This window comes from Pseudomonas sp. MSSRFD41 (assembly GCF_014230245.1).
In the GTDB taxonomy this organism is placed as follows: domain Bacteria; phylum Pseudomonadota; class Gammaproteobacteria; order Pseudomonadales; family Pseudomonadaceae; genus Aquipseudomonas; species Aquipseudomonas piscis.
On sequence record NZ_JACKZK010000001.1, the window covers coordinates 489,233 to 513,153 of the forward strand.

General features: G+C 65.7%; 21 protein-coding genes. 10 read left to right on the plus strand and 11 right to left on the minus strand.

From position 1 onward, the window contains the following. Nucleotides 1-60 precede the first annotated feature (60 nt). Together H7A76_RS02330 and H7A76_RS02335 are read left to right on the plus strand one after the other, a co-directional pair. Nucleotides 61-1,194 carry a TIGR03364 family FAD-dependent oxidoreductase gene (locus tag H7A76_RS02330; RefSeq protein WP_185697017.1) on the plus strand — a complete coding sequence of 378 codons (1,134 nt, stop codon included), beginning with the start codon at nt 61-63 and terminating at the stop codon, nt 1,192-1,194. Beyond that, on the plus strand, nt 1,194-1,751 hold the full coding sequence (locus tag H7A76_RS02335) for a phosphonate degradation HD-domain oxygenase (protein WP_185697018.1): 558 nt from the start codon (nt 1,194-1,196) through the stop codon (nt 1,749-1,751). Before H7A76_RS02330 ends, H7A76_RS02335 begins: the two co-directional genes overlap by 1 nt. 93 nt (nt 1,752-1,844) lie before the next feature. On the opposite strand, the gene H7A76_RS02340 is transcribed toward H7A76_RS02335, so the two are convergent. Together H7A76_RS02340 and H7A76_RS02345 are read right to left on the minus strand one after the other, a co-directional pair. Then, complete coding sequence (locus tag H7A76_RS02340; protein ID WP_185697019.1) at nt 1,845-3,221, minus strand: GTPase/DUF3482 domain-containing protein; 1,377 nt, start codon at nt 3,219-3,221, stop codon at nt 1,845-1,847. After that, entirely contained in the window at nt 3,214-4,593 is a 1,380-nt protein-coding gene (locus H7A76_RS02345; RefSeq protein WP_185697020.1) for a DUF2868 domain-containing protein, read from the minus strand. The genes H7A76_RS02340 and H7A76_RS02345 overlap by 8 nt, the downstream gene beginning before the upstream one ends. A gap of 120 nt (nt 4,594-4,713) precedes the next feature. Between H7A76_RS02345 and H7A76_RS02350 the strand changes: the two genes are divergently transcribed. After that, on the plus strand, nt 4,714-5,226 hold the full coding sequence (locus tag H7A76_RS02350; RefSeq protein WP_185697021.1) for a dihydrofolate reductase: 513 nt from the start codon (nt 4,714-4,716) through the stop codon (nt 5,224-5,226). Nucleotides 5,227-5,342: 116 nt separating this feature from the next. Here H7A76_RS02350 and H7A76_RS02355 read toward each other — a convergent pair whose 3' ends face one another. Further along, a complete protein-coding gene (locus H7A76_RS02355) occupies nt 5,343-6,734 on the minus strand; it encodes an L-cystine transporter (protein ID WP_185697022.1) in 1,392 nt (463 codons plus the stop codon). A gap of 240 nt (nt 6,735-6,974) precedes the next feature. Between H7A76_RS02355 and H7A76_RS02360 the strand changes: the two genes are divergently transcribed. The 4 genes from H7A76_RS02360 (at nt 6,975) to H7A76_RS02375 (ending at nt 11,986) form a co-directional block, all read left to right on the plus strand. Beyond that, a complete protein-coding gene (locus H7A76_RS02360) occupies nt 6,975-8,030 on the plus strand; it encodes a haloacid dehalogenase-like hydrolase (protein WP_185697023.1) in 1,056 nt (351 codons plus the stop codon). Between the two features lie 210 nt (nt 8,031-8,240). Further along, the gene (locus H7A76_RS02365; protein ID WP_312026230.1) at nt 8,241-9,641 is read left to right on the plus strand and encodes an MBOAT family O-acyltransferase; all 1,401 of its coding nucleotides are present in this window, start codon (nt 8,241-8,243) and stop codon (nt 9,639-9,641) included. Continuing rightward, nucleotides 9,628-10,761, plus strand: coding sequence for a DUF459 domain-containing protein (locus H7A76_RS02370; RefSeq protein WP_185697024.1), 1,134 nt, complete (start codon nt 9,628-9,630; stop codon nt 10,759-10,761). Before H7A76_RS02365 ends, H7A76_RS02370 begins: the two co-directional genes overlap by 14 nt. A 1-nt stretch (nt 10,762) precedes the next feature. After that, a complete protein-coding gene (locus H7A76_RS02375) occupies nt 10,763-11,986 on the plus strand; it encodes an SGNH/GDSL hydrolase family protein (RefSeq protein WP_185697025.1) in 1,224 nt (407 codons plus the stop codon). Between the two features lie 69 nt (nt 11,987-12,055). Here H7A76_RS02375 and ilvD read toward each other — a convergent pair whose 3' ends face one another. Next, nucleotides 12,056-13,897, minus strand: a complete 1,842-nt coding sequence (ilvD, locus tag H7A76_RS02380; protein ID WP_185697026.1) for a dihydroxy-acid dehydratase — start codon at nt 13,895-13,897, stop codon at nt 12,056-12,058. Nucleotides 13,898-14,198: 301 nt separating this feature from the next. On the opposite strand from ilvD, the gene H7A76_RS02385 reads away from it, so the two are divergent. Continuing rightward, nucleotides 14,199-14,777: a hypothetical protein gene (locus tag H7A76_RS02385; RefSeq protein WP_185697027.1), complete on the plus strand. Its 579-nt coding sequence runs from the start codon at nt 14,199-14,201 to the stop codon at nt 14,775-14,777. On the opposite strand, the gene H7A76_RS02390 is transcribed toward H7A76_RS02385, so the two are convergent. Together H7A76_RS02390 and H7A76_RS02395 are read right to left on the minus strand one after the other, a co-directional pair. Beyond that, the gene (locus H7A76_RS02390; protein ID WP_185697028.1) at nt 14,746-15,939 is read right to left on the minus strand and encodes an MFS transporter; all 1,194 of its coding nucleotides are present in this window, start codon (nt 15,937-15,939) and stop codon (nt 14,746-14,748) included. The genes H7A76_RS02385 and H7A76_RS02390 overlap by 32 nt on opposite strands. Before the next feature lie 113 nt (nt 15,940-16,052). Further along, nucleotides 16,053-17,249, minus strand: coding sequence for a class I SAM-dependent rRNA methyltransferase (locus H7A76_RS02395; protein WP_058437100.1), 1,197 nt, complete (start codon nt 17,247-17,249; stop codon nt 16,053-16,055). A 214-nt stretch (nt 17,250-17,463) separates the two neighbouring features. Between H7A76_RS02395 and H7A76_RS02400 the strand changes: the two genes are divergently transcribed. Further along, the gene (locus H7A76_RS02400) at nt 17,464-18,276 is read left to right on the plus strand and encodes an HDOD domain-containing protein (RefSeq protein ID WP_185697256.1); all 813 of its coding nucleotides are present in this window, start codon (nt 17,464-17,466) and stop codon (nt 18,274-18,276) included. Further along, complete coding sequence (mutM, locus tag H7A76_RS02405) at nt 18,276-19,088, plus strand: bifunctional DNA-formamidopyrimidine glycosylase/DNA-(apurinic or apyrimidinic site) lyase (protein WP_185697029.1); 813 nt, start codon at nt 18,276-18,278, stop codon at nt 19,086-19,088. Before H7A76_RS02400 ends, mutM begins: the two co-directional genes overlap by 1 nt. 81 nt (nt 19,089-19,169) lie before the next feature. Here mutM and H7A76_RS02410 read toward each other — a convergent pair whose 3' ends face one another. From H7A76_RS02410 to H7A76_RS02430, 5 genes are all read right to left on the minus strand, one after another. After that, nucleotides 19,170-19,421 (minus strand): YfhL family 4Fe-4S dicluster ferredoxin, encoded by a 252-nt coding sequence (locus H7A76_RS02410; RefSeq protein WP_016963552.1) that lies wholly within the window; start codon nt 19,419-19,421, stop codon nt 19,170-19,172. A gap of 136 nt (nt 19,422-19,557) precedes the next feature. Further along, the gene (coaD, locus tag H7A76_RS02415; RefSeq protein ID WP_022641651.1) at nt 19,558-20,037 is read right to left on the minus strand and encodes a pantetheine-phosphate adenylyltransferase; all 480 of its coding nucleotides are present in this window, start codon (nt 20,035-20,037) and stop codon (nt 19,558-19,560) included. Nucleotides 20,038-20,152: 115 nt separating this feature from the next. Next, nucleotides 20,153-21,748: a GMC family oxidoreductase gene (locus H7A76_RS02420; protein WP_185697030.1), complete on the minus strand. Its 1,596-nt coding sequence runs from the start codon at nt 21,746-21,748 to the stop codon at nt 20,153-20,155. Nucleotides 21,749-21,838: 90 nt separating this feature from the next. After that, entirely contained in the window at nt 21,839-22,384 is a 546-nt protein-coding gene (locus H7A76_RS02425) for a twin-arginine translocation pathway signal protein (RefSeq protein ID WP_185697031.1), read from the minus strand. An 80-nt stretch (nt 22,385-22,464) separates the two neighbouring features. Beyond that, nucleotides 22,465-23,895, minus strand: a complete 1,431-nt coding sequence (locus H7A76_RS02430) for a coniferyl aldehyde dehydrogenase (protein WP_185697032.1) — start codon at nt 23,893-23,895, stop codon at nt 22,465-22,467. Nucleotides 23,896-23,921 lie beyond the last annotated feature (26 nt).

The following is a 23,921-nucleotide window of genomic DNA, read 5'->3' on the forward strand; positions in this document are numbered from 1 at the left end:
GCCAGGTACTTGCCATGGCGGGGGAGCTTGCTCCCTCGCCATCACCAACGAGACATGAACATGACCAACCACAGCGATCTGCTGATCGTCGGCGCCGGCATCCTGGGCCTGTCCCACGCCTATGCGGCGGCCAAGCGCGGTTTGCGGGTGCGAGTATTCGAGCGCAGCGCGACCCCCCAAGGGGCGTCGGTGCGCAACTTCGGCCAGGCCCTGGTGACCGGCCAGCCGCCGGGCACCATGCTCGAGCTGGCCAGGGCCAGCCGGGAGATCTGGGCCGACTGGCAGCAACTGGCCGGGCTGCAGCTCAAGCGCAATGGTTCCTACCTGTTCGCTCGCACGGAGGCCGAGGAGCAACTGCTGGAGGCCTTCTGCGCCGGGCGTGCGCGGGAGCATGGTTATCGGGTCGAGCTGGTGCAGGGGGCAGCGCTCAACGATCTGTACGGCGGCCAGTTCCGTCATCACCGCGCCGCCTTGCATGGCCTGGACGACCAGCAGCTGTATTCGCGCGAAGCGCTGCCGATGCTGATCGACTACCTGCGCCGGGACCTGGGCGTGCAGTTCCACTTTTCGACCCTGGTGCGCGATATCGAGCCAGGCCTGCTGCGCAGCACCGCCGGGACCTTCCAGGCACCGCGCATCCTGCTGTGCTCGGGGCACGACTACCAGACCCTGCTGGCCGAACAGATCGCCGCCCTGCAGCCGCAGATCTGCCGCCTGCAAATGTTGCGTGCCCGGCCCCAGGTCAGCCTGAACCTGCAGCATGCCCTGCTCACCGGCCTGAGTTGCGTGCACTACGGCGCTTTCGCCGACCTGCCCGAGGCACAGGCGGTCCAGGCGCAGATCCTGCGCGAGGCTGCGCATCTGCATGAACACGGCATCCACCTGCTGATCAGCCCGACGCCATATGGCGAGCTGATCATCGGCGATTCCCATGACTACGGCAGCGATCCGTCGCCTTTCAACAGCGAACAGGTGGACAGCTGGCTGCTGGAACTGGCCGAACAGACCCTGGGCTGCAAGGTCCAGGTGGTGGAGCGCTGGCAGGGTGTCTACGGCGCCCGTGGGCCGGGGCCGTTCTCGTTCCTGCAAGCGATGCCCGGGGTGCATGCGGCGTTGATGCACACCGGCGTCGGCATGAGCGTCGGCCCGGCGCTGGCCGAGCGCAACATCGCGCAGTTGCTGGAGGAAGCCTGATGGACCGCGAGCGGGCGATCGCCGAGGTCTTCGGCCTGTACGAGCGTTTTGGCGACCATGACTACATTGGCGAGCCGATCTCGCAGATCGAGCATATGTCCCAGGCCGCGCAGCTGGCCCTGGCCGAAGGGCATGACGATGAAGTGGTGCTGGCGGCGTTCTTCCACGATATCGGGCATATCTGCCAGCAGGATGCCGAGAACATGGGTGGTTTTGGCGTGGTCAGCCATGAGCGGCTGGGGGCCGACTACCTGCGCCGGGCCGGTTTCGGCGAGCGTCTGGCGAAACTGGTGGAGTACCACGTGCAGGCCAAGCGCTACCTGACCTTCAAGGAGCCGGGGTATTTCCAGCGCCTGAGCGAGGCCAGTCGCCGCACCCTGGAGTACCAGGGCGGGGTGATGACGGCCGAGGAAGCCGCGGCATTCGAGCAGGACCCGCTGTGTGCGCTGAGCCTGCGCCTGCGCCAGTGGGACGAGCAGGCCAAGCAGCAGTGGGTGCCGGTGATGGACCTGCAGATCCTCAAGGACAAGGCCGCCGCCCTGCTGCAACCCTTGTAGCCGCTGACGAGCCTGCGAGGCTGCGCCAAGGCCGCAGGCCTTCAGCGATCTTGCAGCCCCCGTGGCCCTGCGGGCCATGCGCAGCGGTAGCGGTTACAGATCCTGGGCCAGGATTTCGATCTGCTCCTGGCGTTCGGCCTGCTCCTGGCGTTTGCCGGGGTTGAGGGACGACCACTGCGGGTGGGCCCGGGCCTTGCCCAGGGCTTGCGGCAGCTTGCCCTCGCGCCAGCTTTTATCCTCGGGGGTGGCCAGCTGGATGCTCTCCAGCGCTGCGTGCCCGCGCAGGTCCAGGGCCTGCACCAGCTGCTTCTGACGCAGGGCCAGCAGGCGCAGCACGCTATCGTCCACGGTCAGTTCACGCTGGCCCTTAAGCTTGCCCAACAGGCGGTTGCCGTAGCTGCGGGCGGTTTGCAGGGCGCCACCGGCGATGGCCCCGGCGATGGCCGCCGCGCCCAGGGTCAGGCCGCCCACCAGCAGGTCCACTCCGGCCCCGGCCGCCGCGCCAGCGGCGATCCCACTCCCGACCCGGACCCCCAGCTGCTTGAGGGTTTCAGGGTTGAACAGATCATCGCCCCAGCGCCCGTCCAGCAATGGCAGGTCGCTGGCGCAGGCGTCCTGGGGACGGAAGGCGTACAGCTTGAGCAAGGCCTCGACGCAGCGTTGCTCACGCTGACGTACGTCCTGGCGCAGGCTGGCGATGGCCTGGCGCTCCTGCTCGGCCTCGCTGGCCACGCCGCGCCGGCAAGCCGCGCAATCCACCAGCAACTCGGCGATCAGCCGGGCCGCGCTGTGGCGGCGTGCCAGGCGCTGGGCCTGCTGGTCGTCGATCAAGCGCTGCAGCGCCGGGCGGGCCTGTTCGAGCAACAGCCCGAGGCTTTCGTACAGGCGCCGTTCGCCGTCTTCCGGCGGGGCCACGCTGTCGAACCGCACCAGGGCGTGCAGCCCCAGGCGCGCCAGGGCTTCGCGCCAGTCGCCCTCGCGCTGGGTGGCGCTGCTGACGAAGTTCAGCACCGGCAACAGCGGTTTGCCGCAACCGGCCAGCACTTCCAGTTCGTCGCGGTACTTGGCCAGGACCGGTTCCCGGGCATCGATCACGTACAGCCCGGCGTCCGAGGCCAGCAGCTGGCGCAGGACCTTGGCTTCCTGCTCGAAGCGCTGGCGCGCCTCACTGCCATCGAGAAAGCGAGCCAGGCGCGCCGGGCCATCCAGGCGCTCGCCGGGACGCTCCAGGCGTTCCAGGTAGTCCAGCAGGGCGATGGCGTCTTCCAGGCCCGGGGTGTCATAGAGTTCCAGCAGCGGCTGGCCATCCACCGACAGCCGCGCGCCTTCCACGTGGCGGGTGGTGCTGGGGCGATGGGACACCTCGCCAAACTCCACATCCCGGGTCAGGGTGCGCAGCAGCGAGGTCTTGCCAACGTTGGTATGGCCGACCACCGCCAGCGTCAGCGGCCGGGTGCGGGTATCAGTCATGGCCGGTCTCCAGCCAGTTGAAGGGCGCGCAGTCGGCGAACGGCAGTTGCAGTCGCTCCAGGGCGGCGTGCCAGTCGCCCAGGCGCTCGGCGTCCAGGGCCTGGCCGGCCGGGGCCTGCAACAGCCAGATGCGGGTGGCGCCGGCATTGCGGGCCAGTTCGGCGATCAAGCCCAGGCTACCGCGGTCGGGCGAGCGCCGAGGATCGCAGGCGATCAGCAGGCGGGCCGGGGGGAAGCGGCTCATCTGCTCCAGCAGGCGGTGGCGCGATTCGCGGTTGTCGAGGACCCCGGCGTCCTTGACCGCTTCCGGCAATTGCGGCGGCCAGGTGCGTTGGTCGTCCAGCTCGATGGCCACCAGCAAGGCGCCGCTGCTGTCCAGGCTGCTACTGCCGCCTGCGATCTGATGCAGGTGTTCCGGCGCCAGGTCGCTGACCCCCAGGCGCTCGCTGCTGGGCATCAGCCGCTCGCGCAGCTGGGCGTAGCCGGGCAGCTCGAGGTCCAGTTGCAGGCGGGCCCGGCCGTGGACCCAGCGCCAGCGGCACAGCAGCATCAGCACCAGGCGTGGCAGCACGCCGTAGATCACCAGCGACGCCACCAGCCACACCGCCCAGGACTGGCGCACCAGCTCGGTGTTGTAGACGTCCCGGGTACTGGCCTGGATCATTTCCACGGTCGGCACGCCGAAGCCCAGGACCCGCGGGCCGGCACTCAGGAAGTCGGTGATCGAGACGAAGGCGTCGGCCCCCAGCAGGGTGCTCTCCCAGACGAAGTCGTAGCGATGGGTGATCAGTTGCGCCAGCAGCATGCTCATGGCGCTGAGCAGGGCCAGCAGCCACAGGCCGTGGACCAGGGTGCCCAGGGCCCAGCGGTTGAGCTTGCGGCGTTGCAGCAGGAGCAGCAGCGCCGGCGGCAACTGGGCGGCCTTGGCATCGCGCGAGCACTTTTCACTGAGCCATAGCCACAGGCGGCCCAGCCCGGAGTCATGGCCGCCGAACAGCAGCAACCCGGCCAGCCAGCCCAGCAGCAGGAGCAGGTTGATCCCCAGCAGGCTGCCCAGGGCCCAGAACACGTTCACCGGCTCGCGGGTGTCGCCCAGGGCGCTGAAGGCCAGGCCGGCTCCGCTGAGGACCGCCAGCACCGCCAGGACCAGGAAGGCCAGGCGTGCCCCTTGCCACCAGTGCAGCAGCGCGCTGTCCAAGCCGTCGCGCCGGGCCAGCCACAGGGCCCGGGCCTGGATCCGGGTGGCCAGGTCGCCGCCCTGTTGCCGGGCCACGCGGTTGGCTTCCTGGTCATCCAGGGGGCCGGCGTGTTCCTCGCGCAGGCGCACGGTTTCGGTCAGCCACAGTCGTTGCAGGGGAGTCATTGCGGTCACGCGTCATTCCATCGCTCAAGAGTGCGCTGAGCATAACTGCTGCAGCGTTGGTCGGGTTAGGTCGCCGGGATTCGCCATGGGGCGGGAACAGATCCCCGGCCCTCTGGTATGCTCGCCGGCATGAAAAAATCACTCCCCCTGAGCCTGATCGCGGCACTCGCTGAAAACCGCGTGATCGGCATCGACAACAGCATGCCCTGGCACCTGCCGGGGGATTTCAAGTACTTCAAGGCCACGACCCTGGGCAAGCCGATCATCATGGGGCGCAAGACCTGGGATTCCCTTGGCCGGCCGTTGCCCGGGCGATTGAACATCGTGGTCAGTCGTCAGACCGATCTGGTGCTCGAAGGTGCCGAGGTGTACCCGTCGCTGGAAGCCGCGGTGGCGCGCGCCGAGCAATGGGCCCTGGAACAGGGCGCCAGCGAGCTGATGCTGATCGGTGGCGCGCAGCTCTACACCCAGGGCCTGGAGCAGGCGGATCGCCTGTACCTGACGCGGGTGGCCTTGAGCCCGGAAGGGGATGCGTGGTTTCCAGCGTTCGATGAACAGCGCTGGAAGCGGGTGTCCGACCTGCCCAACCCGGCGGAAGGCGACAAGCCGGCCTACAGCTTCGAAGTCTGGGAACGAGCCTGAGTTGTAGCCGCTGCCGAGCCTGCGAGGCTGCGTAAAGGTCCGCAGGACCTTCAGCGATTCCGATGCCCCGTGGCCCTGCGGGCCATGCGCAGCCTGCGGCAGCGGCTACCCCTGGCTCAGGCGTGGGCCAGGTCTTCGTGCTCGTCGGCGTCCAGCAGGGCCTTGTCGGTCTGTCCCATCACCTGGCTGGTGATGGCGCCGGCGGTCATCGAACCGCTGACGTTCAGCGCGGTGCGCCCCATGTCGATCAGTGGCTCCACCGAGATTAGCAGGGCCACCAGGGACACCGGCAGGCCCATGGCCGGCAGTACGATCAGCGCGGCGAAGGTCGCGCCGCCGCCGACGCCGGCCACACCGGCCGAACTCAAGGTCACGATGGCCACCAGGGTGGCGATCCACAGCGGGTCCAGCGGGTTGATGCCCACGGTCGGGGCGACCATCACCGCCAGCATGGCCGGGTACAGGCCGGCGCAGCCGTTCTGGCCGATGGTGGCGCCGAACGAGGCGGCGAAGCTGGCGATGGACTGCGGGATCCCCAGGCGCCGGGTCTGCGCCTCGATGCTCAGGGGAATGCTCGCGGCGCTGGAGCGACTGGTGAAGGCGAAGGTCAGCACCGGCCACACCTTGCGCAAGAAGCGCAACGGGTTGATCCCGGCCAGGGCGACCAGCAGGCCATGGACCACGAACATCAGGCCCAGGCCGATATAGGACACCACCACGAAGCTGCCCAGCTTGATGATGTCCTGCAGGTTGGAACCCGCCACCACCTTGGTCATCAAGGCCAGCACGCCGTAGGGCGTGAGCTTCATCACCAGGCGCACCAGGCGCATCACCCAGGCTTGCAGGGTGTCGATGGCATTGAGCACCTTCTGGCCTTTATCGGCGTCGTCCTTGAACAGTTGCAGCGCCGCCACGCCCAGGAACGCGGCGAAGATCACCACGCTGATGATCGAGGTCGGCTTGGCCCGGGCCAGGTCGGCGAAGGGGTTCTGCGGGATGAACGACAGCAGCAACTGCGGCACGTTGAGGTCGGCGACCTTGCCGGCGTAGTCGCTCTGGATCACTTGCAGGCGAGCCAGTTCCTGGGTGCCGGCCACCAGCCCTTCGGCGCTCAGGCCGAACAGGTTGGTCAGGCCGATGCCGATCAGGGCCGCGATGGCGGTGGTGAACAGCAGGGTGCCGAGGGTCAGGAAGCTGATCTTGCCCAGGGACGAGGCGTTGTGCAGGCGGGCCACGGCGCTGAGGATCGAGGCGAACACCAGCGGGATCACGATCATTTGCAGCAATTGCACGTAGCCGTTGCCCACCAGGTCGAACCAGCCGATGGAGGCCTTGAGGACCGGGTGGCCGGCACCGTAGATGCTGTGCAGGGCGAGACCGAACACCACGCCCAGCACGAGTGCCAGCAGGACCTTCTTGGCCAGGCTCCAGGTGGTATGGCGGGTTTGTGCCAGGCCCAGCAGCAGGGCCAGGAACACCAGCAGGTTGAGGATCAGCGGCAGATTCATTGGGGCTCCGGTAAACATGTGCCAATCGCGGCTCGGGGCGATTGCGAACCGGCAAGCCTAACAGCTTGAAATCTATTGAATTAATAACGATATCGCATGGCTATCGTCGTTTTTGGAATAAGCCGGTGACGCTATAGCACATGGGGTTGGCGCTCAGGGGACACGAAAAGTCGCGCACAGACGAGAACTGTCACAAGGATTTGTTAGCGTCGATGACTTTCACCCAGGGAGAAATCGCCGATGAAATTCGCACCCAAGCTGCTCGCCGCCGCCCTTTGCCTGGGCCTCGCCGGCCAGGTTTTCGCCACCGAGTTGAAGCACTGGCCGCAAGAACAGGCCAAGCAGTTGGAGGCGATGATCGCGGCCAACGCCAACAAGGGTAACTACGCGGTGTTCGACATGGACAACACCAGTTACCGCTACGACCTGGAAGAAGCCCTGCTGCCTTACCTGGAAAACAAGGGCCTGATCACCCGCGACACCCTCGATCCGTCGCTGAAGCTGATTCCGTTCAAGGACACCGCCGAGCACAAGGAAAGCCTGTTCAGCTACTACTACCGGCTCTGCGAGATCGACGACATGGTCTGCTACCCCTGGGTCGCCCAGGTGTTCGCAGGCTTTACCCTCAAGGAGCTCAAGGGCCATGTGGACGAGCTGATGGCCTCCGGCAAGCCGGTGTCGAGCACCTACTACGACGGCGATGTGGTCAAGACCATCGAGGTCAACCCGCCCAAGGTCTTCAGCGGCCAGGCCGAGCTGTACAACAAGCTGATGGAGAACGGCATCGAGGTCTACGTGATGACCGCTGCTTCCGAGGAGCTGGTGCGCATGGTCGCCGCGGACCCCAAGTACGGCTACAACGTCAAGCCGCAGAACGTCATCGGCGTCACTACCCTGCTCAAGGACCGCAAGACCGGGGCCCTGACCACCGCCCGCAAGCAGATCGCCGAGGGCAAGTATGACCAGCAGGCCAACCTCGGCCTGGAGCTGACGCCTTACCTGTGGACTCCGGCCACCTGGATGGCTGGCAAGCACGCCGCGATCCTCACCTATATCGATGAGTGGAAGAAGCCGGTGCTGGTGGGGGGCGACACTCCCACCAGCGATGGCTACATGCTGTTCCACGATGTGGACGTGGCCAAGGGCGGCATCCACCTGTGGATCAACCGCAAGGACAAGTACATGAACCAGCTCAACGGCATGATCGCCAAGCACGCCGCGGCCCAGGCCAAGGAAGGGCTGGCGGTGACCGCCGACAAGAACTGGGTGATCGTCAAGCCCGAAGACATCCAGTAAGCCTGCCTGCGCCCAGTGGCACGGCCCCGCCCGGGGTGTTTGGGCCACTGGGGGCAAGGACGCCTGCCAGGTCCCCGCGGCCCTTGGTCGGGGGACTGTTTCAACTTGTGACAGCCAAAGCCCCTCTGCCATAATCGCGCCCGTTTGCACTCCTCCCGCCTGCTCTCCCTGTGCCGGGCCATGCCCCGTCTGCCCGTAATGGACTACGTTGTGAGCTATCTCTCGATCGAATTCGGCTTCTGCTTCATCCTGTTCTTCGTCCTGTATTGGGGCCTGGGCTTCAGCCTGCGCTTGCAGAACGTCCTGCTGCTGGCCGCCAGCTACGCCATCCTGGCCAGCTTCAGCCTGAACTTCCTCTATATCCTGCTGGGCTACACCGCCCTGGTGTACTTGCTGGGCCTGCTCAGCCAGCGGTATCCCGGACGCGGCTGGGTCAACGGGCTGATGCTGTTGCTGGTGCTGGGGGCGTTCTACCTGTTCAAGTACCAGGACTTCTTCACCAGCAGCGTACAGAACGCCTTCGCCCAGTTCGGCGTGGAGGTATCGCTGCCGCTGCTGGAAGTGCTGCTGCCGGTGGGGCTGTCGTTCTATGCCTTCCATTCGGTCAGCTACCTGGTGTCGATCCACCGGCGCGAGCTGGCGGCCGGCTCGCCGTTCGACCTGGCGCTGTACCTGGCGTTCTTCCCCAGCCTGATCGCCGGACCGGTGAACCGGGCGGTGCCGATGCTCGGGCAGATCAATCCGCCGCAACTGCGCCAGGTGCTGGAGCCGCAGCGGGCGCTGGGGCTGATCGCGGTGGCGGTGGTCAAGCTGTTCTTCCTCAGTTCGTGGCTGGCCAACGAGTGGGTCGACCCGGTTTTCGACAGCCCGGTGGCCTATTCCGCCGAGCAGATCCTGCGGGCGGTCTACGGCTACTCGTTCCTGATCTATTTCAACTTCAGCGGCTACACCGACCTGGTGACCGGCATCGCGCTGCTGCTGGGTTTCCGCCTGCCGGAGAACTTCAACTACCCCTATGCGGCGCGCAACCTCAAGGAGTTCTGGGGCCGCTGGCACATCAGCCTGTCGACCTTCATCCGCGACTATGTGTACATCCCCCTGGGGGGCAATCGGGGACCGGTCTGGCGCGGCAACCTGAACATGCTGCTGGCCATGCTGATCTCCGGCCTGTGGCACGGCGCCAGCGCCAACTTCATCATCTGGGGCGCGCTGCATGGCGTCGGCCTGGCGCTGTACAAGCTGTGCAGCCCACTGCTGGCCCGTGGGCCGCGCTGGATCGGCTCCGACCTGGCGGCGCGCCTGCTGACCTTCCACTACGTGGCGCTGGCCTGGATCTTCTTCCGCTGCGCGACCCTGTCCGATGCCCTGGACATGCTCAGCGGCCTGGGCGGGCTGTCCCTGGCCGGATTGGCCGGCAGTGCCCTGTCGCTGCTGGGCTGCCTGTTGTTCGTGGCGTTCTACCCACGGATCGTGGCGTTGCTGCGCCGCCTGTTCGAAGCTGCCACCGGCTTGCCGTGGCTGCTGTATCCAGTGCCGCTGGGCCTGTTCATCTGCGTGGTCATCTTTGCCTCTCCATCGGGCGTGCCGGGGTTCATCTATGCCAGTTTCTAAGCCTTCACCCTTGTCGATCAGCCTGGGCAGCGCGGCCAAGGTGTTCTATGCATTGCTGGTGACCAGCCTGTTGCTGGTGTGGTTCAACCAGCAGTCGATCCGCCTGTATTGCCAGCAGAAGTACCACCAGAGCTGCGAGATTCCCGGCCTGGCGCAGAACCCGCAGTGGCGTTTCGGCGCGCAACTCAACCAGGCCCTGGAAAACGCCCGGGTGGCCTTCGTCGACAGCTTCGCCGGCCAGGCCGAGCTGAACCTGGTGGCCGAGGTCCAGGCGGCGCCAGAGCCGGAACCAGCCGCACCCGCGCCGCAGGCCAAGCAGCCGGCAGCGGCGCACCAGGCTCCGGCGGCCAACGCCCATCCGGTCGCGCATCAGGCAGCGGTCGCTGCGCCGCAAGCGGTGGCCGTGGCGCCTGTGGCCAGCCAGCCGCCCAAGGTCGAGCAGGGAAGCATTACGCCGCTGATGGTCAGCCTGGGCACTGGCGACGAGGTGTTCTTCGTCGGTGACTCGTTGATGCAGGGCGTGGCGCCGCACATGGCCAACACCTTGCGCAAGCGCTACAACGTCAAGAGCCTGAACCTGAGCAAGCAGAGCACCGGCCTTGCCTACCCGAGCTTCTTCAACTGGCCCAAGACCGTCGAAAGCACCCTGGCCAGCAACCCCAACATCCGCCTGATGGTGATCTTCCTCGGCCCCAACGATCCCTGGGACATGCCCGAGGTCAAGGGCAAGCCGTTCCTGCGCTTCAAGACCCCGGACTGGGAGGAGGCCTATCGCCGGCGCATCGATTCGATCCTCGACACCGCCCAGGCGCACAATGTGCAAGTGATCTGGGTCGGGCCGCCGAACATGGAGAAGGCCAAGCTGTCTACGGCCATGGCTTACCTGAGCGAGCTGTACAAGGGCCAGATCGAGCAGTATCACCAGCACTTCGTGTCGGCCAACGAGATTCTCGGCTACCGCCACGACGAGTTTTCCTACTACCGCATCAATGGCGACGGGCAGAAGATCAAGACCCGGGTCGATGACGGTATCCACTTCACCACTACTGGGCAGAAGCTGATCGCCGAGCGCGTGATCTCGATGATCAACTTCCCCAGCCAACAATTGACGGAGCATTGAGATGGGGCGTTTGCAAGGTATTGCGCTGTTGCTGGGCATCACCTTGCTGAGCAGTTGCAGCCCGACCACCGAGGTCCAGGCCACTCCTGCCTCGGCACTGGCCAGGCCTGGTGCGGGCCAGAAGAAGGTGGTCACCACCGGCAGTGATCCGAACCTGGCGCTGCTGGCACGCAAGTTCAGTACTTCCAACCGTACGCCGATCCACATCGTGCAGCTGGGCGACTCGCATACCGCGGCCGACCTGTTCAGCGGCGAGCTGCGCCGCCTGCTGCAGGCGCAGTACGGTGATGGCGGCATCGGCTTCGTGGCGGCGACCCCGGTACCCGGCACGCGCTACGAGCGAGTGATCCTCAGCGCGGCCAAGCGCCAGTGGTCGCTGGTGTCGGCGCGCAACCAGCAGAGCACGCAGTTTCCCCTGGGCGGCTACCTGTCGCTGCCGCAGACCCCGGGGGCCCGGGTGCACATCGCCGAGCGCCAGCCAAGCAACCAGCAATACCGCATCTCGGCCCTGTACCAGGCGTCCAGCAACAGCACCCTGACCGCGTGGGACAACCTCAACAAGGGCAGCCGCATGCTCGCCGCCACTGGCGGACAATGGCGCCTGAGCCCGCCGTTCAACAACCTGACCCTGCCTTTGGACCTGAGCGTGGCCAACAGCCAGGGCCTGGCCCTGGGCGGTTGGAACATCCTCGGGCAGAAAAGCGCCGGGGTGATCTATTCCGCCCTGGGCATCAACGGCGCGCGCCTGGATGTGCTGGACAAGTGGCAGCCCGGCTGGCTGGAGGCCCTCAAGGCCTTGCGTCCGGACATGGTGGTGCTGGCCTACGGCACCAACGAGGCTTTCGACGACGATATCGATCTGCAGCTGTATCGCAGCCAGTTGCAGGAGAAGGTCGCGCTGCTGCGCAAGAACCTGCCCAAGACGGTGATCCTGCTGGTGGGCCCGCCGGATTCGATCAAGCGGCGCAATGCCGGCAGTTGCGCTGCCTCGCAGCCGCAGCCGCTGCGCCAGATCATCCAGATCCAGAAGGACGTGGCCAAGACCAGCCGCACGCTGTTCTGGGATTGGCAGGCGTTCATGGGCGGCGACTGCTCCATCAGCCAGTGGCAGGCCAGCGACCTGGCGCGCAACGATCTGATCCACCTGACCGCCGATGGTTATCGCAAGAGCGCCGACGGCTTGTATCGCTTCCTGCGCGCTCAGTTGGGCGAACGCATGCCCTGAGCCTGCACTGGCGCAAGGCAAAAAAATGCCCCGCACACATGGCGGGGCATTTTCATTCGCCGGTGGCGATCACAGGCTGTCGAGCAGGGCCTTGTTGCGGACCGCGCCCTTGTCGGCGCTGGTGGCCAGCAGGGCATAGGCCTTCAGGGCGGTGGTCACCTTGCGTGGACGCACCTCCGCCGGCTTCCAGCCTTTCTGGTCCTGCTCGACCCGGCGGGCCGCCAGCTCTTCGTCGCTGACCAGCAGGTTGATCGAGCGGTTGGGGATGTCGATCAGTACTTTGTCGCCGTCGCGCACCAGGCCGATGGCGCCGCCGGCGGCGGCTTCCGGCGAGGCGTGGCCGATCGACAGGCCCGAGGTTCCGCCCGAGAAGCGGCCGTCGGTGAGCAGGGCGCAGGCCTTGCCCAGGCCCTTGGACTTCAGGTACGAGGTGGGGTACAGCATTTCCTGCATGCCCGGGCCGCCCTTGGGGCCTTCGTAGCGGATGATCACGATGTCGCCTTCCTTCACCTCGTCGGCGAGGATGCCGCGCACCGCGCTGTCCTGGCTTTCGAAGATTTTCGCAGTGCCTTCGAACACGTGGATCGACTCGTCGACGCCGGCGGTCTTCACCACGCAGCCGTCCAGGGCGATGTTGCCGTACAGCACGGCCAGGCCGCCTTCTTGCGAGTAGGCGTGCTCGACGCTGCGGATGCAGCCGTTCTCGCGGTCGGCGTCCAGGGTGTCCCAGCGGGTCGACTGGCTGAAGGCGGTCTGGGTCGGGACCCCGGCCGGGCCTGCCTTGAAGAAGGTGTGCACGGTTTCGTCATCGGTCTGGGTGATGTCCCACTTGGCGATGGCTTCCTCCATGCTACGGCTGTGCACGGTCGGCAGGTCGGTGTGCAGCAGGCCGCCACGGGCCAGCTCGCCGAGGATGCTGATGATGCCGCCGGCGCGATGCACGTCTTCCATGTGGTACTTCTGGATGTTCGGCGCCACCTTGCACAGCTGCGGCACCTTGCGTGACAGGCGATCGATGTCGCGCAGGTCGAACGCCACCTCGGCTTCCTGGGCGGCGGCCAGCAGGTGCAGGATGGTGTTGGTCGAGCCGCCCATGGCGATGTCCAGGGTCATGGCGTTCTCGAACGCCTTGAAGCTGGCGATGTTGCGCGGCAGCACCGACTCGTCGTTCTCGCCGTAGTAGCGCTGGCACAGCTCGACGATGGTACGTCCGGCGTTGAGGAACAGCTGCTCGCGGTCGGCATGGGTGGCCAGGGTCGAACCGTTGCCCGGCAGGGCGAGGCCCAGGGCTTCGGTCAGGCAGTTCATGGAGTTGGCGGTGAACATGCCGGAGCACGAACCGCAGGTCGGGCAGGCGCTGCGCTCGTACTCCGCGACCTTCTCGTCAGAAGCGCTGGAGTCGGCGGCGATGACCATGGCGTCCACCAGGTCCAGGCCGTGGGAGGCGAGCTTGGTCTTGCCGGCTTCCATCGGGCCGCCGGAGACGAAGATCACCGGGATGTTCAGGCGCAGGGCGGCCATCAGCATGCCGGGGGTGATCTTGTCGCAGTTGGAGATGCAGACGATGGCGTCGGCGCAGTGGGCGTTGACCATGTATTCCACCGAATCGGCGATGATCTCGCGGCTGGGCAGCGAATACAGCATGCCGTCGTGGCCCATGGCGATGCCGTCGTCCACGGCGATGGTGTTGAATTCCTTGGCCACGCCACCGGCGCGTTCGATTTCGCGGGCGACCAGCTGGCCCAGGTCCTTGAGGTGCACATGGCCCGGGACGAACTGGGTGAAGGAGTTGGCAATGGCGATGATCGGCTTCTTGAAGTCGGCATCTTTCATTCCCGTGGCGCGCCACAGGGCGCGGGCGCCGGCCATGTTGCGACCGTGGGTGGACGTTTTCGAACGGTAATCAGGCATGAAGCACTCCAGGCGGCTAATCAGGTGACAAATGGGGAGTGAGCTTCTACTGACCTCGGGAACACTCAGAAATGGCCGTGTGTCCGAAGCTGCCGATGACACCGCGGGATCGCCGCGAGACTCAGCCTGAGCTCATAAACCCGCCGGGGGATGACTGGCGATGAATACGCCCGATTCTACACCGCTGGCGTCAGGAAGGAATGCCGTGGCCGCCCCGCGGTTTCCATCGTTCCGCACGCGACCGCAGCCCGGCCCTTGCTTTAGACTCGCGGCCTTTGGATCACATGCCAATGGAACTGGAATGCTCGCTGCTTTTCGCTCGTTGAGGTTGTACCTGGTGGTTGGCGCGGTGCAGGGCATCGTGCTGATGTGGTTGCTGCTCCATAGCGGCTGGGGCTCCAGCGCCATGGCGGTGCTGGCCGCTGCCTTGCTGGCGGGCGGCACCACCTTGCAATTGCAGGGCGAGCAGTGGCGCCGGCTGCGCAGTTGGGTCGCCGTGCTGCTGGTGGGACTGGTCTCGGCAGCGCTGGCGCTGGCATGCCAGGCGCTGCCCGGGACCCTGCGGGTGGTGTATGGCGTCGCTGCTGTGCTGTTGGTGATTGTGTTAGTGGGTGCCACCTTGGCCCAGGATGGCCCCCGGTTGGCGCGACGCCTGCTGGAAAACGGCCTGTGGCTGCTGCTGGCGCTGCCGTGGCCCTGGCTGGCGCAGAAGCTGTTCAAGCTCTGGCTTGCCTATCGGCACCTGGACCCCTTCAAGAGCGAGGTGCTGGCGCTGGCCTTCTTTGCCGGCCCGACCCTGGCGTTCTCGGTTGCGCTGTTTCTCGGCCAGTCATGGCGCGCCAGGGGGCTCAGGCGCAAGCCCGTTGATTGTGCCGGTTGACCAGGCTGTTCAGGCCCAGGGCGCTGGCGCTGAGCACCAGGAAGCACAGGCCCAGGGCCATGGCCAGGTTATCGCTGGCCAGGTTGATGAAGCCGCTGATCAGGCCGCCGCAGGTGAAGATGATCATGTTGCCGGCCGAGGCCGAGGTCCCTGCGTTCTGCGGGAACAGGCCCATGGCCCGGGACGTGGCGACCGGCCGGGTGATGGTGGTGCCGGCGGTGCAGACGATCATCGGCAGCAGCACGCTGCTGGCGCTCGGTTCGAAGCGCTGGAGAAACAGCATCAGCAGCCCGGACAGGGCGATCAGCAACAAGCCGGCGACGATCTGGGTACTGGTCCGCAGGTGCCGGTTCATCGCACCGGCGGCGAACCCGCCCAGGATATAGGCCGCGCCGTACAGCAGGAGCACCAGGGAATACTGGTAGGGCGAGAGCTGCAACTGTTCCATGAAGATGATCGGCGAGATGACGATGAACGAGAAATGGCAGGCGAAGGCCAGCGCCGAGATCATCCAGTAGCCCACGAAGCGCGGCTCCGCGCAGACCCGCCGGTACGCGGCGAAGATATTGCGCTGGCGGCCCGTGGCCGTGCCCGGGGTGTTTTCCAGCAGCAGCCAGGCCATGAGGATCACCAGCAGGCCGATGACCACGAACACCTCGAAGCTGCCTTGCCAACCGAGTCGTTCCTGTAGCCAGGTGCCGAACAGCGGGGACAGGGAAATGAAGATCCCGCTGGCGGTGACCATGGCGATGCGCAGGCGTTCCTGTTCCTGGCCTTCGAACAGGTCCTGGACCAGGGCCTGGGACAGAACGAAGCAACCGCAGCCCAAGGCCTGGATCACACGAAAGAACAGGAACCACGAGTACTGGCTGGCGACGACGCAGCCGGCCGCGCCGACCAGGGCCACGCTCATGCCCCCTAGCAACAGCTTCTTGCGGCCCAGGGAGTCCGATAGCGGGCCAACCAGCATCAGGGAAAAGGACAGGCCGATGGCGAACAGGCTGACCGACAGCGCGATGTCGGCGCTCGACGTCTGGAAACGTTCGGCCAGGGCAGGGAAGGAGGGCAGGATGACATCCAGCGGAAAGACTCCCAGCAGGGTCATGGTCATCAACAGGATGATGGCCGAGGTCTTCTGCGTGGCGTTGGATGCGTGGTCCATGAGGCGGCTTCTCGGGCCTTGAGGTGGTCCCGAGGATCGAGTCGTGGCCCTGCAAAGTCAATGGATGGCGCTGGCCATTCCCGTCACGGACGGCAATGGCCAGCCGGCCGGCCTCAGCTGTTGGGCAGCAGGCGGCAGGTGATGCTCTTGATGTAGCGGGTTTCCGGGATGGCCGGGTGCACCGGGTGATCCGGGCCCTGGCCGCCGCGCTCGAGCAGTTGGATGTTGCGATCCAGGTGGCGGGCGCTGGTCAGCAGGATGTTCTGCAGGTCGTCCTCGGGCAGGTGCATCGAGCACGAGGCGCTGACCAGGATGCCGTCCTTGGTCAGCAGGCGCATGGCCTGCTCGTTGAGGCGGCGGTAGGCGCCTTCGCCGTTCTTCAGGTCCTTCTTGCGCTTGATGAAGGCGGGCGGGTCGGCAACGATCACGTCGAAGCGCTCTTCGGCGGCCTTGAGTTCCTTGAGGGCCTCGAATACATCGCCTTCGATGCAGGTGAGCTTGTCGGCGATGCCGTTCAGCGCCGCGTTGCGTTCCACGCCATCGAGGGCGAAGCCCGAAGCGTCGACGCAGAACACTTCGCTGGCGCCGAACGCACCGGCCTGCACGCCCCAGCCACCGATGTAGCTGAACAGGTCCAGCACGCGCTTGCCCTTGGCATAAGGGGCCAGGCGCGCGCGGTTCATGCGGTGGTCGTAGAACCAGCCGGTCTTCTGGCCTTCCATCACCGGGGCTTCGAACTTCACGCCGTTCTCTTCCAGGGCGACCCATTCCGGCACGACGCCGAACACCGTGTCGACGTAGCGTTCCAGGCCTTCGGCGTCACGGGCGGCGGAGTCGTTCTTGAACAGGATGCCGCTGGGCTTGAGCACCTGGACCAGGGCGGCGATCACGTCGTCCTTGTGGCGTTCCATGGTGGCGGAGGCCAGCTGCACCACCAGGATGTCGCCGAAACGATCCACCACCAGGCCTGGCAGCAGGTCGGAATCGCCGTACACCAGGCGGTAGAAGGGCTTGTCGAACAGCCGCTCGCGCAGGGACAGGGCCACGTTCAGGCGGTGCACCAGCAGCGACTTGTCCAGGGCCAGCTTGGCATCGCGCGACAGCAGGCGAGCGCAGATCAGGTTGTTGGGGCTCATGGCGACGATGCCCAGGGGCTTGCCGCCGGCAGCTTCCAGCAGCGCCTGGTCGCCTGCCTTGAAGCCGTGCAGGGGAGTGGCGGCTACATCGATCTCGTTGCTGTAGACCCACAGGTGGCCGGCGCGCAGGCGGCGGTCGGCGTTGGCTTTGAGGCGCAGGCTTGGCAGGGACATGACGTCGCTCCGGAAAAAAGGGCGCGATTATACCCCTTCGCAGGCGTTCGGTGATGGCCATTGGACCTGCGGCTAAATGCGCAAGGTAAAGTTCCTGTCGGTTTGCCCAACATTGCCGAGATAGGGGTTAGAATCGCCGCCTGACCCAGAGTGTGTACTTATGTCCCAAGAGCTATCCGCCGAACAGATTCAACAGGCCCTGCAAGGCATCAGTGTGCCGCCCCAGCCGCAGATCATGGTGGATCTGCAGATGGAGCAGTACATGCCCGATCCCGACCTCGAGGTGATCGCCAAGCTGATCTCCCAGGATCCTGGCCTGTCTGGCGCGCTGCTGAAGATCGTCAACTCGCCCTATTACGGGCTGAGCAACAAGATCGCTTCGATCCAGCGTGCGGTGAACCTCCTGGGCAGCCGCTCGATCATCAACCTGATCAACGCGCAGTCGATCAAGGGCGAGATGAGCGACGAGACCATCGTCACCCTCAACCGCTTCTGGGACACCGCCCAGGACGTGGCCATGACCTGCCTGACCCTGGCCAAGCGCACTGGCGCCCAGGCCGTGGACGAGGCCTATGCGCTGGGCTTGTTCCATGACTGCGGCGTGCCGCTGATGCTCAAGCGCTTCCCCGACTACATGACGGTACTGGAAGAAGCCTACGGCGGTGCCGGGCCCGAGCAGCGGGTGGTGGATACCGAGAACCGGGTCTTCAACACCAACCATGCGGTGGTCGGCTACTACACGGCCAAGTCCTGGCGCCTGCCGGAACACGTGACCAACGCCATCGCCAACCATCACAACGCCCTGGCGATCTTCAGCGACGAGTCCTCGCGCAACAGCCAGCTGAAGAACCTGCTGGCGATCCTGAAGATGGCCGAGCACATCTGCTCCTCGTACCGGGTACTGGGCAACCAGGTCGAAGACCATGAATGGAACAGCATCGGCCACCTGGTCCTCGATTATGTCGGCCTGTCGGACTACGACTTCGAGAACCTCAAGGAAACCGTGCGCGAGCTGGGCGCCCACTGATGCCTGAACTCCCCGAGGTCGAAACCACCCGGCGCGGGATCGCGCCGCACCTGGAGGGCCAGAAGGTCAGCCGGGTGATCGTCCGTGACCGGCGCCTGCGCTGGCCGATCCCCGAGGACCTGGACATACGCCTGTCCGGGCAGCGGATCGTCCAGGTCGACCGCCGGGCCAAGTACCTGCTGATCAATGCCGAAGTCGGCACCCTGATCAGCCACTTGGGCATGTCGGGTAACCTGCGGCTGGTGGAAGTCGGCCTGCCGGCGGCCAAGCATGAGCATGTGGATATCGAACTGGAGTCGGGGCTGGCCCTGCGCTACACCGATCCACGGCGCTTTGGCGCCATGCTCTGGAGCCTCGACCCGTTGAACCACGAGTTGCTTTCGCGGTTGGGCCCGGAGCCACTGACCGACCTGTTCGACGGCGAGCGCCTGTTCCAGCTGTCCCGTGGGCGTTCCATGGCGGTCAAGCCGTTCATCATGGACAACGCCGTGGTGGTGGGGGTGGGCAACATCTACGCCACCGAGGCCCTGTTCGCCGCGGGCATCGACCCACGCCGCGAGGCCAAGGGTATTTCCCGGGCGCGTTACTTGAAGCTGGCGATCGAGATCAAGCGGATCCTGGCGGCGGCCATCTTGCAGGGTGGCACCACCTTGCGCGACTTCATCGGCGGCGATGGCCAGCCCGGCTACTTCCAGCAGGAACTGTTCGTCTACGGACGAGGCGGGGAGCACTGCAAGGTCTGCGGCACGGGATTGCGCGAAATCAAGCTGGGCCAGCGCGCCAGCGTCTACTGCCCACGCTGCCAGAGCTGATCCGGGCGTTACTGGCGCTGCGTGCCAGCATCCATCCCGTCGTGCCCTGGCAAGCACCTGGGCCGCCAGGGGCCGAACGGATCAGGCCTTGCCGGTGATCTTGCGATACTTGGCCATCAGCTCTTCTTCGGTTTCCGGACGGTTCTCGTCCAGGGGAATGCAATCCACCGGGCACACCTGCTGGCACTGCGGTTCGTCGTAGTGGCCGACGCACTGGGTGCACAGGTTCGGATCGATGACGTAGATCTCTTCGCCTTGGGAAATGGCCGCGTTGGGGCACTCGGGTTCGCAGACGTCGCAGTTGATGCAATCGTCGGTGATGATCAGGGACATGGGGTACTCCGGCCTGGGCGGTGGGCCCGGGCATGTAGAAACGAATGCGCGCAATTGTGCCGCATTGACGCCCGCAGTGCACGCGGGCGCGATGGCTGACAGCGGGCACAGGCCCCCTTGGCGGGGGCCAGATGGCTTACTTCTTGAAGCGCAGGGTCAAGGCTTCGGCGACGGCCGGATGGACGAACTTGGTGATATCGCCCCCCAGGGCCGCGATTTCCCGGACCAGCGTCGAGGAAATGAACGAATAGCGTTCGGACGGGGTGAGGAACAGGCTTTCCACGTCCGGAGCCAGCTGGCGGTTCATGTTGGCCAGTTGGAATTCGTATTCGAAATCCGAAACGGCCCGCAGGCCGCGCAGGAAGACATTGGCGTTCTGCTCCTTGGCGAAATGCGCCAATAGCGTCGAGAAGCCCACGACTTCAACGTTGGGCAGGTGCTTGGTCACCTCTCGCGCCAGCTCCACGCGCTGTTCCAGGGGGAAGAGCGGGTTTTTCTTGGGGCTGGCGGCGACGGCGATGATCACGTGGTCGAACAGCCGCGAGGCGCGTTCGACCAGATCGCCGTGGCCCTTGGTAATAGGGTCGAAGGTTCCTGGGTACAGCACTCGGTTCATCGCGTCGTCCTGGCGGGAATCCGTTGGGGAATCGGATGGTATCGCAGCCTTTCCGGTCGGCCAAGTCGCCTTTTGGAGTACCAGTCCCCGCGGGCATCATCGATACCGAGCCTCATCACGCGGTTTTCAAGCGCTCGGCCAGGGCCGTGGCCAGCTGCGCGGTCAAGCCGTACACCGACAGCTGCGGGTTGGCGCCGATGCTGGTGGGGAACAGCGAGCCGTCGTGGATCGACAGGTTATGCAACTGGTGGTGACGGCCGAGGCTGTCGGCCACGGCGACCTTCGGGTCCTGGCCCATGGCGCAGCCGCCCATTACATGGGCGCTGCCCAGGCGGGTGCGGTACAGGGCCAGCTCCAGGCCGTCGATCTGGCTGCGGACCTCGGCCAGGGTCTTGGCGAACCGTGCATCGCTGTGCAGCGGCTTGACCGCCTTGGCGCCGCCGGCGAACTGGATCTCGGCCATGCTGTGGAAGGCCCGGCGCAGGCCGTCCCAGGCATAGGGCGAGACCTGGTAGTCGAGCACCGGGCTGCCATCGCCGCGCAGTTCGACGTTGCCGCCGGTGCTGTCGGGATGAAAGCCGTCCCGCAGCAGGGCCAGCATGGCGTGGGTATGGGGCAGTTGCTCCATGGTCAGGCCGCTCTGGGGGCCGAAACCGCCCAGCAGGGTGCTGGCCAGGGCGGGTTGCAGCGGCGGTACCTCGAGCTTGTAGGCCATCTTGCCGGTGGTGCCGTCCTGCCATTGGAAATGGTCGGAATAGATTGACTGCGGCGCGCCGTAGAAGGGGTTGATCACCTCATCGAACTGTCCGGCGGAAAAGTTCACCAGGTGCAGGAACGTACGCTTGCCCAGGCGCGAATGCGGGTCCGGGGCATCGGAGCGCAGCAGCAGGGCCGGGCTGTTGATGCCGCCGCCGGACAGCACGTAGTGCTTGGCCTTGACCATGATCTTGCGGCCGGTGGGCGCCACGCAGCGAGCGTCCATGGCCAGGCATTGCAGGCCGGTGACCCGGTCGCCATCGAGTTGCAGGCGGTCGGCCCGGGCCAGGTACAGCAGTTCGCCGCCTTTCTCCAGGGTCGCCGGGATAGTGGTCACCAGCATCGACTGCTTGGCGTTGGTCGGGCAGCCCAGGCCGCAGTAGCCCAGGTTCCAGCAGCCGCGCACGTTGCGCGGGATCACGTGCCAGCTGTAGCCCAGGGCTTCGCAACCCTTGCGGATCACGTCGTTGTTGGCGTTGGGTGGCATGACCCAGGGCGCGACGCCCAGGCGTTGCTCCATCTTCTCGAACCAGGGGGCCATCTCGGCCGAGCTGTGGCCCACCACGCCATGCTCCCGGGCCCAGTGCTCGAGGGTCGGGTCGGGGGTGCGGAAGCTCGAGGTCCAGTTGATCAGGGTGGTGCCGCCCACGGCGCGGCCCTGGAGGATGGTGATGGCGCCGTCCTTGCTCATGCGCCCGATACCTTCCTGGTACAGGCTGGTGTAGGCCTGGTCCTCGAGCATCTTGAAATCGTCGCTGGTCTTGAGCGGGCCTTCTTCGATCAACAGCACCTTGTAGCCGGCGGCGCTGAGGATCTCGGCCGTGGTACCGCCCCCGGCGCCACTGCCGACGACGGCGACATCAGCCTCCAGGGTCAGGTCCTGCTCCAGTTGCGAGCCGTTGTAGGTTTTCCAGCCACGAGTCAGGCCTTCGCGAAACAGATCAGGTACAGGCATATCGGGTGCTCTCTTATTATCGATGTCGTGGCGCAACGGCACGGTAGCCGCGCCTCTCCCGGACGCGGCCAGTGCCAACGGCTGGCTGGGTCAGACCTTGGGCGGCCCGGGGTAGCCGCAGTGGGCCCAGGACTCGGGGCGGGTATACCAGGCCATCATCACCAGTTGCAGCAGCGAGGCGTGGCCCATGCGCAGCAGCGACAGGTAGCTGTTTTCCCAGCGACTGAGGAAGTTGCGGATATCGTCGGCGCTGGCGTTCTCCCAACTGCCCCAGATTCCCGTCAGGGGTCCGCGGGTCACGGCCATGCCCAGCACGTCGAACAGTTGCTGGGTGAGCTTGAGCATCTCCGGAGATAAATGGTTGAGGGCGTTGTCCAGGTTTATCAGGGCGCCGTCGACGGCGGCAGGCATCCTGTCCGCCGCCACGGCACCTTCGAGCATCACTGGGATCAAGGCCCTCAGGAACGGCAACTCATTGCTGCGCAAGATGGCATAACCGTTGGCCGGTGTGCTGGCCGAGCAACCGCTGAGGCTGGCGCCAAGGCCGGCGGTAGCCAGGAAGGCACTGGCGCAGAGGCCGATTTTCAGCAGGCCGCGCCGCGACAGCGCGGGTGTTTCAGACAGGCTAGGGGTCATTGTTGTTATTACCCTGCGATCGACTGGTTGAAAAATCTCGGACAGCGACTGCCCTGGCAATCGCTGCGGTTTCGAGGCGCCTAGCGGATGAACAGCTTCTGGATCAGTTTCTGGATCGACTTGCCGTAGGGTGGGTAGATCAGGCGGGCGGCGTTGAAGCGTTGCTTGATGAACACTCCCTTGGCCTTGCTGAAGGTCAGGAAGCCCTCGTGGCCGTGATAATGACCCATGCCCGAGGGGCCGATGCCACCGAAAGGCAGGTCATCCTGGGTCACGTGCAGCAACGTGTCGTTCATGCAGGCGCCGCCGGAGTGGGTCTCGGTGAGGACTCGCTGCTGCTCGGCCTTGTCGTAGCCGAAGTAGTACAGCGCCAGGGGCCGAGGCCGCTCGGTGACATAGGCCAGGGCCTGGTCCAGGGTCTTGTAGGGCACGATGGGCAGGATCGGGCCGAAGATCTCGTCCTGCATCACCGTCATGTCGTCGTTGACATTGAGCAGCAGGCTGTGGGGCAGGCGGCGCTCCTGGCCCTGGTCGAACAGCGGTACCAACTGCGCGCCTTTGCTGGTGGCGTCGCTCAGGTAGCCGTTGAGCCGCGAGAGCTGGCGCTGGTTGATGATCGCGGTGTAGTCGGGGTTGTCCACCAGGGTCGGGAAGAACCCGCGCACCACCTGGCGATAGGTGTCGACGAAGGCCTCGACACGGTCCTCCGGTACCAGCACGTAGTCCGGGGCGACGCAGGTCTGGCCGGCGTTCATGGTCTTGCCGAAGGCGATGCGCTCGGCGGCATCCTTGAGCGGCACGGTATGGGAGACGATGGCCGGGGACTTGCCGCCCAGTTCCAGGGTCACCGGGGTCAGGTTCTCCGCCGCGGCGCGCATCACATGTTTGCCGATGCTGGTGGCGCCGGTGAACAGCAGGTGGTCGAAGCGCAGCTTGGAGAAGGCCATGCCCACTTCCGCCTCGCCCAGGACCACGCAGACCAGGTCTTCGGGGAAGATCCGCGCCAGCAGTTGCTTGAGCAGCAGGCCGGTGGCGGGGGTCGATTCGCTGAGCTTGAGCATGACCCGGTTGCCGGCGGCCAGGGCGCCGGTCAGCGGTCCCATGCACAGGAACAGCGGGTAGTTCCACGGCACGATGATGCCCACAACGCCCAGGGGCTGGTAGATCACCTTGGCCGAGGCTGGCTGGAAGGCCAGGCCGACGGCGCGGCGGGAGGGTTTCATCCAGCGCTTGAGGTGCTTGCGGGCATAGTGGATGCCATGCAGGCTGGGCATGATTTCCGCCAGCAGGGTTTCGTCGGCGCTGCGGTTGCTGAAGTCCTGGCTGATGGCGTCGATCAGCGCCTGGCGTTCGGTGTTGAGCAAGTCCTGCAAGGCCTTGAGCCATTGGTCGCGCTGGGCGGCTGGCGGCATCGGATGGGCGGCATAGGCCCGGCGCTGAGCTTCGAACAGCTCGAGCAGCCCGTCCTGTTGCTGGAGGGAATCCTGAAGGTAGGCGATCTCGGCAGACATGATCGGGCTCCGAATTTTGTGAGGTG